The sequence below is a fragment of the Thalassobaculum sp. genome (assembly GCF_965223715.1).
GTDB lineage: Bacteria > Pseudomonadota > Alphaproteobacteria > Thalassobaculales > Thalassobaculaceae > Thalassobaculum.
In genome coordinates this window covers 24,961-37,760 of sequence record NZ_OZ245012.1, presented here as the reverse complement: position 1 = coordinate 37,760, position 12,800 = coordinate 24,961, and the positions used below count along the sequence as shown (strand labels likewise).

At 68.1% G+C, this 12,800-nt stretch carries 13 protein-coding genes; 7 read left to right on the top strand and 6 right to left on the bottom strand.

Annotated features, from left to right (window positions below; genetic code table 11):
- Positions 1-25: 25 nt before the first annotated feature.
- Positions 26-934 carry a LysR substrate-binding domain-containing protein gene (locus ACOQOP_RS00170; RefSeq protein ID WP_420564291.1) on the bottom strand — a complete coding sequence of 303 codons (909 nt, stop codon included), beginning with the start codon at positions 932-934 and terminating at the stop codon, positions 26-28.
- An 86-nt stretch (positions 935-1,020) separates the two neighbouring features.
- Between ACOQOP_RS00170 and ACOQOP_RS00165 the strand changes: the two genes are divergently transcribed.
- The gene (locus ACOQOP_RS00165; protein ID WP_420564290.1) at positions 1,021-2,187 is read left to right on the top strand and encodes an MFS transporter; all 1,167 of its coding nucleotides are present in this window, start codon (positions 1,021-1,023) and stop codon (positions 2,185-2,187) included.
- A 10-nt stretch (positions 2,188-2,197) separates the two neighbouring features.
- On the opposite strand, the gene ACOQOP_RS00160 is transcribed toward ACOQOP_RS00165, so the two are convergent.
- A complete protein-coding gene (locus tag ACOQOP_RS00160) occupies positions 2,198-2,722 on the bottom strand; it encodes a DUF2062 domain-containing protein (RefSeq protein WP_420564289.1) in 525 nt (174 codons plus the stop codon).
- Between the two features lie 122 nt (positions 2,723-2,844).
- On the opposite strand from ACOQOP_RS00160, the gene mobB reads away from it, so the two are divergent.
- From mobB to ACOQOP_RS00135, 5 genes are all read left to right on the top strand, one after another.
- Entirely contained in the window at positions 2,845-3,357 is a 513-nt protein-coding gene (mobB, locus tag ACOQOP_RS00155; protein ID WP_420564288.1) for a molybdopterin-guanine dinucleotide biosynthesis protein B, read from the top strand.
- Positions 3,354-4,613, top strand: coding sequence for a gephyrin-like molybdotransferase Glp (gene glp / locus ACOQOP_RS00150; RefSeq protein WP_420564287.1), 1,260 nt, complete (start codon positions 3,354-3,356; stop codon positions 4,611-4,613). The genes mobB and glp overlap by 4 nt, the downstream gene beginning before the upstream one ends.
- Positions 4,610-4,861 carry a molybdopterin converting factor subunit 1 gene (moaD, locus tag ACOQOP_RS00145; RefSeq protein WP_420564286.1) on the top strand — a complete coding sequence of 84 codons (252 nt, stop codon included), beginning with the start codon at positions 4,610-4,612 and terminating at the stop codon, positions 4,859-4,861. Before glp ends, moaD begins: the two co-directional genes overlap by 4 nt.
- Before the next feature lie 2 nt (positions 4,862-4,863).
- Positions 4,864-5,313 (top strand): molybdenum cofactor biosynthesis protein MoaE, encoded by a 450-nt coding sequence (locus ACOQOP_RS00140; RefSeq protein ID WP_420564285.1) that lies wholly within the window; start codon positions 4,864-4,866, stop codon positions 5,311-5,313.
- A 97-nt stretch (positions 5,314-5,410) separates the two neighbouring features.
- Positions 5,411-6,151: a metallophosphoesterase family protein gene (locus ACOQOP_RS00135; RefSeq protein WP_420564284.1), complete on the top strand. Its 741-nt coding sequence runs from the start codon at positions 5,411-5,413 to the stop codon at positions 6,149-6,151.
- A 178-nt stretch (positions 6,152-6,329) separates the two neighbouring features.
- On the opposite strand, the gene clpA is transcribed toward ACOQOP_RS00135, so the two are convergent.
- From clpA to ACOQOP_RS00120, 3 genes are all read right to left on the bottom strand, one after another.
- A complete protein-coding gene (clpA, locus tag ACOQOP_RS00130; RefSeq protein ID WP_420564283.1) occupies positions 6,330-8,690 on the bottom strand; it encodes an ATP-dependent Clp protease ATP-binding subunit ClpA in 2,361 nt (786 codons plus the stop codon).
- A 4-nt stretch (positions 8,691-8,694) separates the two neighbouring features.
- On the bottom strand, positions 8,695-9,021 hold the full coding sequence (clpS, locus tag ACOQOP_RS00125) for an ATP-dependent Clp protease adapter ClpS (protein WP_028793793.1): 327 nt from the start codon (positions 9,019-9,021) through the stop codon (positions 8,695-8,697).
- Positions 9,022-9,285: 264 nt separating this feature from the next.
- The gene (locus tag ACOQOP_RS00120) at positions 9,286-9,810 is read right to left on the bottom strand and encodes a phasin family protein (protein WP_420564282.1); all 525 of its coding nucleotides are present in this window, start codon (positions 9,808-9,810) and stop codon (positions 9,286-9,288) included.
- Positions 9,811-10,124: 314 nt separating this feature from the next.
- Here ACOQOP_RS00120 and ACOQOP_RS00115 point away from each other — a divergent pair, with 314 nt between their 5' ends.
- Positions 10,125-11,369 carry a serine hydrolase gene (locus ACOQOP_RS00115; protein ID WP_420564281.1) on the top strand — a complete coding sequence of 415 codons (1,245 nt, stop codon included), beginning with the start codon at positions 10,125-10,127 and terminating at the stop codon, positions 11,367-11,369.
- Positions 11,370-11,402: 33 nt separating this feature from the next.
- Here ACOQOP_RS00115 and pgmG read toward each other — a convergent pair whose 3' ends face one another.
- The gene (pgmG, locus tag ACOQOP_RS00110) at positions 11,403-12,788 is read right to left on the bottom strand and encodes a phosphoglucomutase/phosphomannomutase PgmG (protein ID WP_420564280.1); all 1,386 of its coding nucleotides are present in this window, start codon (positions 12,786-12,788) and stop codon (positions 11,403-11,405) included.
- Between the last annotated feature and the right edge of the window lie 12 nt (positions 12,789-12,800).

Sequence of the window (12,800 nt, the reverse complement as noted above, 5' to 3'; positions counted from 1 at the left end):
GCATGCGACCCATGCCGCCGGCGCGTCACGTGAACAGGTCCGTCAGGGTGTCGACGAAGGCGCCCGGACCGGCGGCCGGCGACTCGCGACTGTACAGCAGCAGGTCGAGTTGCGGCAGCTCCGGCAGGTCGGCTGCCTCTCCGACGATCCGCAGGGCCGGCCCGACGGCGCTCGCCGGCATGATGGTGACCGCAATGCCGGCGGTGACCGCAGCACTCAGCCCCAGGGAATTGGCACTGCTGTACACCAGCCGATACTCCCTGCCGGCGGCCTCCAGCTTCTGCAGGACGGCGTCGCGATACACGCAGCCCGGCGCGAAGAGGGCCAGGGGCAGCGGTTCGCGCGCCTCCGCCTCCGCATCGGCCGCCGCGACCCAGACCAGCGGCTCGCGCCACAGCAGGCGCCCGCCCTCATGGCCACAGGGCTGGGTGACCAGGGCGAGGTCGATCTTGCCCTCGTCGAGATCGGCAAGCGCCTCCCAGCTCCGGCCGCAGGTCATCTCCACCTGGACCAGGGGGCAGCGTTCGGCAAAGGCCCGCAGGATGCGGCTGACATAGATCATCGAGGTGTCGGTCACCCCGACCCGCACCTTGCCGGTCCGGGCACCCCGGTCGAGGGAGCCGAGCGCCTCGTCGTTGAGCCGCAGCAGCCGCCGGGCATAGGACAGCAGGTGCGCCCCGTCGGCGGTCAGGTCCACCCGGCGCCGGGTCCGCGACAGGATATGGCAGCCGGTCAGCTCCTCCAGCCGCTTCATCTGCATGCTGACGGCCGATTGGCCCCGGTTCAGCCGCTCCGCCGCCCGGGTGAAGCTGCGGGTCTCGGCCACCATGACGAAGGCCCGCAGCACATCCAGGTCGAGGCTGCGCAGGGAGGCCCCGAGACCGTCGGCATCGGAGGCGGTTCTCTGCGGGGCGGCTTTGACATCAGTTTTCATGATGAATTCATCAGATTAATTCGCTTCAGAAATGATAGGGCTCTGGCTACCGTCGCGCCATGACAAACTGTACGGAGCGCCGCGCGATGGCTCTCAGACTTCTGATCCTGGTCCTGTGTGCCGGCAGCATCATGGGGATCGCCATCGGCTTCCGGCAGGGGCTGGGCCTGTATCTGCCCTTCGTCAGCCAGGGGCTCGGGGGACGGGAGACCTTCGCCCTGTCCATGGGGCTCATGAACCTGTTCTGGGGACTGGGCGCGCCCGTCGCCGGCGCCATCGCCGACCGCCATGGACCCGGCCGGGTGGCCGCGGCCGGCGGCCTCGCCTATGCCGCCGGCCTGTGGCTGATGGTGGTCGGCGGAGCCGGGGAGCTGCTGGCGAGCGGCGTGCTGATCGGCCTCGGCCTCAGCGGCACCGGGTTCACCGTGCTGCTCGGCGCGGTCGGACGGGCCGCCCCGCCGGAACAGCGCGGCAAGGCCCTGGGCCTGGCCGCGATGGGCGGGTCCCTGGGACAGTTCCTCGCCCTGCCCTACATCCACGGGCTGATCGACGGGACCGGGTGGCAGACCAGCCTGATCATTCTCGCGGCCTCCGCCCTGCTGATCGTTCCCCTGGCGCTCGGCACCGCCGGCCGGCCGGCCCAGACCGCCGGGGAACAGACCATGGGCGAGACCTTCTCCCAGGCGATGGCGTCGCGGGATTTCTGGCTGCTCAGCGCCGGCTTCTTCGTCTGCGGCTTCCATCTGGCCTTCGTGGCGATCCATCTGCCGGCCTACCTGTCCGACCGCGGTTTCGAGCCCTGGCTGGGTGCGGCGGCCCTGACGGTGATCGGCTTCGCCAACATCGTCGGCAGCTATGTCTTCGGCGCGCTGGGCGACCGCTATCCGAGGAAGAACGTGCTGGGCGTGCTGTACCTGATGCGCGCGGCCGCCTTCGCCGGCTTCCTGGTCCTACCGATGAGCCCGACCGTCGTGCTGACGCTGGCCGGACTGTTGGGCCTCACCTGGCTCGGAACGGTGCCGTTGACCAGCGGGCTGGTCGGCACGATCTTCGGCATCCGCTACATGTCGATGATGTTCGGGCTGGTCTTCGTCGGCCACCAGATCGGCGGCTTCCTGGGCGCCTGGATGGGCGGCGTGGCCTTCGACGCCTTCCGCTCCTACGACGTGATGTGGCAGCTCAGCGTGGCGCTTGGCGTGCTCTCGGCGGCCCTGCACTGGCCGATCCGTGAGAGCCGGCCGGCGACCGCCTGACCGGCCGGTGCTACTGGGCGCTCTGGGCGGCGCGCAGTTCCTGCTCGCGCCGCCGGCGGGCGACCTCCAGCAGCCGGACCCGGCGGCGCTGGGCCCGGGCCTCGAGCAGCCGCTCTATCACCCGGCCGAGGAAGTACCCGGCGGGCAGGCCAATGAGCATGAAGGGGATCGATCCGAGGAAGATCGCCAACGTCCCGTCGCCGAGCGCGTAGACGAAGTCCTTGATATGCTCGGCATCCTTGAACTCGACCAGGCTGGAACAGGTCATCGCCTGACAGCCGACCCAGTAATAGAACGTATAGGTGGGCACCATGGTCAGCGGATTGACCACCAGCGAGCCGACCAGGGCGATCACCCAATCGAACATCGCCGGACGCCAGAACCGGTTGCAGGCCAGCGCGATCAGGAAGCACATCACCGCCTGGAGACCCACGGTCGGGGAGAAGCCGACCGCCATGCCCATGCACATGGAGCGAGAGATCACGCCGGGCGACATGCTGGTCCGGCGCCACTGGCGCAGGATCTTGCCCACCATTCTGATCTGCAACCGCCGCACGCGCCTCACCCCGGGACCAACAACGCTGGCGAACCTATATTTGCGATCCGCACGAAACAACCTTATCCAAGCATTTATGTCGAACTCGTAAAGCCGGTACGATGAAACGCGTCTTTGGGATCGCCGGCTGGTCCGGCAGCGGCAAGACGACCCTGCTTCGGGCGCTGATTCCGGCTCTCCGCGAACGTGGGGTTACCGTGTCTACGATCAAGCATGCACATCACGATTTCGACATCGACCGGCCGGGCAAGGACAGCTATCTGCACCGCACGGCCGGCGCCCATGAGGTGATGATCAGTTCCGGCCACCGCTTCGCCCTGATGCACGAGCTGCGCAACGCGCCGGAGCCGACCCTGGGCGCGCTGGTGGACCGGCTGGCGCCGGTCGACATCATTCTGGTGGAAGGCTTCAAGTTCGATCCCGTCCCCAAGCTGGAGGTTCATCGTCCGGCCCTCGGCAAGCCGCCGATCTGGCCGGGCGAGCCCCATATCGTCGCCGTCGCCACCGATGTCCCCCTGCCGAGCTGCGAGCGCCCCGTCTTCGACCTCGGCGACACCGCCTCGATCGCGGCCATGGTGGTCGAGCGGGCGGCAGGGGTGGAGGCGACGCGATGACGCGGCTGGCCGATGACTGCTTCGCCGCCGATCCGGTGCCGTTGTCGGTGGAGACCGCGCTGAAGCGGATCCGCGACCGGCTCCAGGCGGTGACGGGGACCGAGACCGTCGCCCTCGATGCGGCCCTGGACCGGATCCTGGCCGAGGATGTGGTCTCGCCGATCGACGTCCCGCCCCATCACAACGCGGCGGTCGACGGCTATGCCGTGCGCGCGGCCGAGCTAGAACCAGGGGGCGGGGAGATGCCGGTCGCCGGCCGGGTCGCCGCCGGTCATCCGCTCCAAGGCGCGCCTGCGGCCGGTGCGGCGGTGCGGATCTTCACTGGCGCGCCGGTGCCCCAGGGCTTCGACACGGTGGTCATGCAGGAGGATTGCCGCGAGGCCGGCGGGCGCGTGCTGCTGCCGGCGGGGACGCGGCCCGGCGCGAATGTCCGGCTGCGCGGCGAGGACGTGACGCGCGGGGCGGTGACTCTCGCCGCCGGGCGCCGCCTCGGCCCCGGCGATCTGGGCCTCGCCGCCTCGATCGGCCGCACCGCGCTGACCGTTCGCAAGCGGCTGCGGGTGGCGATCGCGTCCACCGGCGACGAAGTGACCGAGCCCGGCGAGGAGTTGCGTGCCGGTGCGGTGTTCGACGCCAACCGGCACACGGTCAAGGCGCTGCTGGCCCGGCTCGGCTGCAGCGTCACCGATCTCGGCATTCTGGAGGACGATCCCGGCACTATCGCCCGGGCCCTGGCCGAGGCGGCGGAGAGCCACGACGTGGTGATGACCTCCGGCGGGGTGTCGGCCGGCGAGGAGGACCATGTGCGTTCGGCCGTGGCCGCCCATGGCCGGATCGATGCCTGGCGCCTGTCGGTTAAGCCGGGGCGGCCGGTCGCCCTCGGCGTGATCGGCGGCCGGGCGTTCATCGGTCTGCCGGGCAATCCGGTCGCCGCCGTCGTCGCCTTCGTGACCCTGGCCCGGCCGGTGCTGCTGGCCCTGTCCGGCGCGGCGGTCACGGCCCCACCCCGCTATCCCGTGACGGCAGGCTTCAGCCATGCGAAAAAGCCCGGACGGCGTGAGTTCCTGCGGGTGCGTCTGGAGCCCGGCCAGGGGACGGTTCGGGCTCCCGTCGCGATCAAGGCGGGTCCGGACGGGTCGGGCATTCTCTCCGCCCTCGCCGCCGCCGACGGGCTGATCGACCTGGCGGAGGACTCTGCGGGGCTGGCGAAGGGGGAGACGGTCGCCTATCTGCCGTTCAACGAGGTGATGCGATGAAACTGATGTATTTCGCCTGGGTGCGCCAGCGCATCGGCACGGCGAGCGAGAGCGTGGAGGCCCCGGCGGAGGCGGCAACGGTCGAGGATTTGGTCGCCTGGCTGAAGACCCGCGGGCCGGGCTATGCCGAGGCGTTCAAGGACACCCGCGCCATCCGCTACGCGGTGAACCAGGAATATGTGGAGCCGACCCATCCGGTGGCGGCCGGCGACGAGGTCGCCTTCTTCCCGCCGGTGACCGGAGGCTGACCATGGCCGTCCGCGTCCAGGAGGAGGATTTCGACATCGGCCGGGAACTGGCCGCGCTGACCGCCGGCAACCATGCCATCGGCGGTCTCGGCGTGTTTGTCGGCCTGGTGCGCGACATCGCCGGCGGCCAGTCGGTCAGTGCCATGTCGCTGGAGCACTATCCCGGCATGACCGAGCGGCAGCTGGAGGAGATCGAGCGCGAGGCCCATGCCCGCTGGCCGCTGGACGCCTCCCTGATCATCCATCGGGTCGGCGATCTCGCCCCCGGCGACAACATCGTGCTGGTCGCCTGCGCCTCCGCCCACCGCCAGGCCGCCCTGGACGCCACCGGCTTCCTGATCGACTGGCTGAAGACCAAGGCGCCGTTCTGGAAGCGCGAGGACACGCCGGAAGGTGCGCGCTGGGTCGATGCCCGCGAAGCCGACGACGAAGCCGCCGCCCGCTGGGGCTGAGCCCTCCGCCTTGCGCCATCAGGCCTCTCGGCCGATTGCCAGCCAGCCCTTCCCGGCGGAGTATTCGCCGATCAGGCCTTCAGGTGGGGAGAGGTGCATGCGCATCGCGGCGATCGCGGATATCCACGGCAACCATCTGGCGCTGGAAGCCGTGCTGGCGGATATCGCCCGCGTGGGGGTCGACCTGACGGTCAATCTCGGCGACCACCTGAGTTCTCCCCTGGAGGCCGGCAAGACCGCCGACCTCCTGCTGGCCAATGAGATGATCTCGATCCGTGGCAATCACGACCGATGGATCCTGGAAAAGACGCCGGAGGAGATGGGGGCGTCCGACCGCTGGGCCCTCGGCCAGCTCACCGAGGCGCACAAGGCCTGGCTCGCCGCCCTGCCCGCAACCCGCACCGTCGAGGACCGGATCTTCCTGTGTCACGGCACGCCGAGCGACGACAACACCTATTGGCTCGAGCGGGTGCTGGACGGCGGCATGACCATGAACCGGATCGAGGCGATCGAGGCGGAGGCGGGCGGCATCGACTGTCCGCTCCTGCTCTGCGCCCACAGCCATATTCCGCGATCGGTCCGGCTGTCGGACGGCCGGCTGGTGGTGAACCCGGGGAGCGTCGGCTGCCCCGGCTACCAGGACCCCACCCCGCCCCATCCCCATGTCATGCAGGCCGGCACGCCGGACGCGACCTACGCGATCCTGGAGGAGGTCGGCGGCCGCTGGTCGGTGACGTTCCGGCAGGTGCCGTATGACAACATAGCCATGTCCCGCCTCGCCGCCGAGCGCGGCAACAAGGCCTGGGCCAGCGCGCTGGAGAGCGGCTGGGTGCGGTAGCCGGTCCGGTTTGTTTGGATAAAATAACCCCGTCGTGCTGATGCAAATCAGGACCATGCCGCCGGCGTCGGTGCACCGCAGATCCTGATTTGCATCAGGATGACGGGGGAATGGAAATGAAACGGCCCCCTCCCAAGGGGAGAGGGCCGTGGCTCGCTAGAGCGGACGGAGGGCCGGTCTAATCGACCAGCTCCTCCACCTTGCCGCTGTCCTTGCCGCCGCCGCCGCCCTTGCGGCCCTTGGTCTTGGACGGCTTCTCGGGCTTCTCCGGGGTCGGCTCGTCGTCGAAGTCGAAGGCGAGCTTGCCGTCGACCAGGCCGATCCGGACCACGCCGCCCTTGACCAGACGGCCGAACAGCAGTTCCTCGGCCAGCGGCTTCTTGATGTGCTCCTGGATGATCCGGGACAGCGGCCGGGCCCCGTAGAGCCGGTCGTACCCCTTCTCGCCCAGCCAGGCACGGGCCTGCTGGCTCGCCTCGATGGTGACACCGCGGTCGGCGAGCTGCGCCTCGAGCTGGATCAGGAACTTGTCCACCACCCGGCTGATGACCTCCGGACCGAGCGCCTTGAAGCCGACGATGGCGTCGAGGCGGTTGCGGAACTCCGGCGTGAACATCCGGTTGATCGCTTCCGTGTCGTCGCCCTCGCGCTGCGACCGGGCGAAGCCAATGGCCTCCTTGGCGAGGTCGGCGGCACCCGCGTTCGTGGTCATGATCAGGATCACGTTGCGGAAGTCGACGTTCTTGCCGTTGTGGTCGGTCAGCTTGCCATGGTCCATGACCTGCAGCAGGACGTTGAACAGGTCCGGATGGGCCTTCTCGATCTCGTCGAGCAGCAGCACGCAATGCGGATGCTGGTCGATCTGGTCGGTCAGCAGGCCGCCCTGGTCGAAGCCGACATAGCCCGGAGGCGCACCGATTAGACGGCTCACCGAGTGCCGCTCCATGTACTCCGACATGTCGAAGCGGATCAGCTCGACGCCCATGATCAGGGCGAGCTGGCGGGCCACCTCGGTCTTGCCGACGCCGGTCGGGCCGGAGAACAGGTAGTTGCCGATCGGCTTGTCGGCCTCGCGCAGGCCGGCACGGGCCAGCTTGATCGCGGTCGACAGGGACGAGATCGCCTCGTCCTGGCCGAACACCACCGTCTTCAGGTCGCGCTCCAGATTGGCGAGCACGGTCTTGTCGTCGGTCGACACGCTCTTCGGCGGGATGCGGGCGATCTTGGCGACGATGTCCTCGACCTCCTTCACGCCGATGGTCTTGCGGCGCTTGGACGGCGAGACCAGCATCTGGGCCGCGCCCACCTCGTCGATCACGTCGATGGCCTTATCCGGCAGCTTGCGGTCGCCGATATACTTGGCCGACAGCTCCACGGCGGTCTTCAGCGCGTCGTTGGTGTAGCGGACCTTGTGGTGCTCCTCGTAATAGGGCTTCAGGCCCTTGAGGATCTTGATCGCATCCGGGATCGACGGCTCGTTGACGTCGATCTTCTGGAAGCGGCGCACCAGGGCGCGGTCCTTCTCGAAGTAGCTGCGGTATTCCTTGTAGGTGGTCGAGCCGATGCAGCGCAGGCCGCCCGACTGCAGCGCCGGCTTCAGCAGGTTGGAGGCATCCATCGCCCCGCCGCTGGTCGCACCGGCGCCGATCACCGTGTGGATCTCGTCGATGAACAGCACCGCGTGCGGGTTCTGCTCGAGCTCGTTGACGACGGCCTTCAGCCGCTCCTCGAAATCGCCGCGGTAGCGGGTGCCAGCGAGCAGCGCGCCCATGTCGAGGGAGAAGATCTGGGCGTCGATCAGCACTTCCGGCACATCGCCGTCGACGATGCGCTTGGCCAGGCCTTCCGCGATCGCGGTCTTGCCGACGCCCGGGTCGCCCACATAGAGCGGGTTGTTCTTGGTGCGGCGGCACAGGATCTGGATGGTGCGCTCGACCTCGTGCTCGCGGCCGATCAGCGGGTCGATCTTGCCCGAGGCGGCCTTCTTGTTGAGGTCGACGCAATAGGCGTCCAGCGCCTCGTGGCCCTGCTTGTTGACCTGCTCGCCCTTGGACTCCTCGTCCGCGCCGTCGACCGAGCGCTTGGGCTCGGCCTGCTGCTGGCCGTGGACCTTGGCGATGCCGTGGCTGATGTAGCTGACCGCGTCGAACCGGGTCATCTCCTGCTCCTGCAGGAAGAACACCGCGTGGCTCTCCCGCTCGGACAGAAGGGCGACCAGCACGTTGGCGCCGGTGACCTCCTCGCGGCCGGACGACTGCACGTGGATCACGGCGCGCTGGACCACGCGCTGGAACCCGGCGGTCGGCTTGGCCTCCTCGAGCGCACTGCCGACCAGGCCGTTCAGCTCGGTGTCGATATAGGTGATCAGGTCGTCACGCAGTTTGGTGACGTCCACACCGCACGCCTTCAGGACGGCGAGCGCGTCCTGGTCATCGGTCAGCGAGAGCAGCAGGTGCTCGAGCGTTGCGTATTCGTGGCGCTTCTCGTTCGCGAGACCGAGGGCGCGGTGCAGGCTCTCTTCGAGGTTCTTCGACAGCATGTCGTCAATCTTTCTCCAAGGTGCACTGCAAAGGATGGTGATGCTGACGCGCGAAGTCCATGACCTGAGTGACCTTGGTCTCGGCCACCTCGTAGGTGAAGACCCCGCACACCCCCACCCCACGCTGGTGTACGTGCAGCATGATGCGGGTCGCTTCTTCTCGATTCTTATTGAAGAATCTTTCCAACACGTGAACAACGAACTCCATGGGAGTGTAATCGTCGTTCAGCATGATGACCTTGTACATCGACGGTTTCTTGGTCTTCGGACGCGTCTTAACGACCACGCCGGTGTTTGTGCCGTTGCCGTTTCCGCGATCGTCGTCACTCATTCTCAACCCGTGGGCGTCTGGTGATATCCCCGGCGGTCGGCGGACCCCGGCCGCCGAAAGTTGCGCGGCCGTGGAACCGCGCAGGCGGCGCCGCTCCCTGCAGAATATGAGATTCATCCGCCCCGGGGGAAGGGGGCGCAATGGGAGATGGGCCAATTCCCCACCGGCACGGGACGCGAACGCACAGAGGCCCGGTCGGATACCGACCGGGCCTCTGACGTTCGAAAGACAGGCCGGGCGCGGCACAGCGCGCCCCGGCGGGCCTTAGGCAGCAACCTTCGAGATGCTGACGACGGTCTCGTCGACCCGCGCCTTGATCGGCTCGATCGCCTCGTTGGCGGTCTTCACCGACATCTCGGAGAGCTTGGTGCTCTCGGCGACGAAGCTGTCGAAGGACGACTTGGCGAAATCGTTCTGCAGGTCGACGATCTCGTTGACGCTCTTCGCGCCCATCACCTTCTTCGAGAAGTCGACGCCGGCATCGACCGAGGTCTGGGTGTAGGCGAACCAGGCCTTGGAGACGTCCTCGAAGCCCTTGGTCACGATGCCGAAGGACTTGGTGAAGGCGTCATAATTGGCCTGCGAGTAGGAAGCGAACTGGTCGTAGCCCTTGAACGCGGCGGCCGAGGCCTTCTCCATGTTCTCCTTGGCAACGGCAACGGCCTGATCGAAATTCTTCTGGCCGGTCTCCTGGGTCAGCTTGGTCATCTTTTCCATGGTCTCCTTACCAGCGGCGACGGCTGCGTCGACCGGCGTGGCACTGCGTGCAGTGGTCTTCTTGGTGGTCATAGCTCTCTCCATTCGGTCGAAGGCGCGTCGCGATCCGGATACACGATCCGAAATTGTGCATCGCAACATCACCGATATGTAGGGCATTAGAGCAAAGGGTCAAGGAATTTTTTGTGCACTGCACAATGATCCCTCGCCATGCCCCAGATCAACCCGCTGAGTGCTGCGGGGGTTCGGCAAAGTCGTAGACCTGAATCAATCGCTTATGGACAGAAGCTCATGCAGCGTCTAGGGTGTGGTTTGTTGATTCGGTGGTCGCAGCGTCGACCCCAGTTCCGTTCGAGCCCCAGCCCAAACGGCAATGGAGTGCACGCATGCGGCGGATCGGTCCGGTCTTGGCAATACCGTTCCTCGTCCTCGGTCTTCTGGCCGGGTTGACGACGGCCCCAGCCAATGCAGCCACGAAATACGCGGCCCTCGTTCTCGACGTGGAGAGCGGCAAGGTGCTGTTCTCCCGTCACGCGGACGACAAGCGCCATCCGGCCTCGCTGACCAAGATCATGACTCTGTACATGGTCTTCGAGGCGCTGGAGAAGGGCAAGCTGTCGCTGAACCAGCGGCTGACCGCCTCCGCCCGCGCCGAGGGGCAGGCCTGCTCCTGCCTCGGCCTGCGTAACGGCGACACCATCCAGGTCCGCGACGCCATCAAGGCGCTGGTGACGAAATCGGCGAACGACGTCGCCGTCGTCGTCGCCGAGGCCCTCGGCGGCACCGAGTACCGCTTCGCCGTCTCCATGACCGAGCGGGCACGCGAGCTGGGCATGAATTCGACCCGCTTCATGAACGCCTCGGGCCTGCACGACAGCCGGCAGGTGACCACCGCCCGGGACATGGCGCGTCTGGCGATCGCCATCCGCCGTGACTTCCCCGGCTACTACAGTGAGTTCTCGACCCGCAGCTTCACCTACAAGGGCCGGACCTACACCAACCACAACAAGCTGCTCGGCCACTACGAGGGCACGGACGGCATCAAGACCGGCTACATCAACGCCTCGGGCTTCAACCTGGTCGCCTCGGTGGTGCGCGACGGCAGCCGGCTGATCGGCGTGGTGTTTGGCGGCGAGTCCGGCAGCAAGCGCAACGCCCATATGCGCAACATCCTGACCGACGGGTTCAAGCAGGCCGAGAAGATCCGGATCGCCTCCTTCAAGCCGCCGCTCCCGGTGTCGCGTCCGACCATCATGGCCGCCGCCGTGGCCCCCACGCCGACGCGGGCGCCCCAACTGGCCTCCGCGCTGACCTTCGGCCGCGAGGATGACGGCGCCACCCGGGACAATCCCGAGGAGGAGGTCGGCTCCCGCGACGATTCCGGCGCCTGGGGCGTCCAGGTCGGCGCCTATTCGACCGAGGTCCGGGCCCAGCGCTCCATCGCCACCGCCCGCGGCCTCCTGCCGAGCCTGCTGAACGATACCGAGGGCAAGGTCGAGCCGCTGACCAACCGCGACGTGCCGATCTACCGCGCCCGGCTGATCGGCCTGCTGGAGAAGGATGCCCGGTCGGTCTGCCTCGACCTGAAGCGGCGCAAGCTGCCCTGCGTCCCGGTTCCGGCCGGCGGCTGACGCCGTCCGGTCCCGCTCAGAACGCCGGCTCGCTCAGAATGCCGGGACGTCCAGGCCCACGCCGCGGATGGCGATTCTCACCTGATCCTTGAGGCGCTCCAGCGCCTCGACGCTCTGCGCCTCGCAGCGGGCGACCAGCACGTCCTGGGTGTTGGAGGCGCGCAGCAGCCACCATCCGTCCTGCGAAGACACCCGCACCCCGTCCACGTCGTTCACGACGACATCGGCGCGCCCGGCAAGCGCAGCCTTCACCGCCGCGATCGCCGGGAACTTTCGGTCCTCCGCACAGGGGAAGCGGATCTCCGGGGTGTTGAGCACGCTCGGCAGATCGTCGCGCCAGGCGGAGACCGGACGCTCGGAGCCGCCGACCAGGGACAGCAGCCGCACCGCCGCGTAGAGCGCGTCGTCGAAGCCGTAGTAGCGGTCCTTGAAGAACAGGTGCCCGCTCATCTCGCCCGCCAGCGGGGCGCCGGTCTCGGCCATCTTGGTCTTGATCAGCGAGTGGCCGGTGCGCCACATCAGCGGCGTGCCGCCCAGCTCGGCGACCCGGTCGAACAGGACCTGGCTCGCCTTCACATCGGCGATCACCGTGGCTCCGGGGTGCGCCGCCAGCACTTCGGTGGCGTAGATCGCCAGGAGCTGGTCGCCCCAGATCACCCGTCCCGTCTCGTCGATCACGCCGATGCGGTCGCCGTCGCCATCGAAGGCGATGCCCAGATCGGCACCGGCCTGGGCCACCGCATGGCGCAACCCCTCAAGCGTCTCCGGCACGGTTGGGTCGGGGTGGTGGTTCGGGAAGGTGCCGTCCACCTCGGGATACAGCACCCGGTGGCTGCCCGGCAGCGCCTCGGCCAGGGCGGTAACCACCGGGCCGGTCGCCCCGTTGCCGCAGTCCCAGACCACCGACAGGTCCCGGCCCGGCCGATGGTCGCGCAGCAGGCGCGCCAGATACGGCTCCAGGACATGCACCGTCTCCACGGTCCCGTCACCCGAGGCGAAGCCGCCGGTCGCGGCGATCTCGCCCAGACGTTGGATCTGCCCGCCGAAGAACGGGGCGGTGCCCAGCATCATCTTGAAGCCGTTGTAGTCCGGCGGGTTGTGGGAGCCGGTGATCATGATCCCGCCATCAGCGCCGAGATGATGCACGGCGAAATACAGTGCCGGGGTCGGGCAGCCGCCCACATCCAGCACATCGATCCCGGCGGCCCGCAGCCCGTCGATCGTGGCGGCGGCCATCTCGGGCGAGGACACCCGTCCGTCGCGGCCTACCGCGACCCGGCGGCCGCCGGCCTCGGCGACGAGGGTACCGAAGGCGCGGCCGAGCGCGTGGGCATCGGCGGCGTGGAGGGTGCGCCCGATCACGCCCCGCACGTCGTACTCGCGCAGGATGGTCGGGTCGAACTGATGGGTATCCGTCACGGCGCCGTCCGC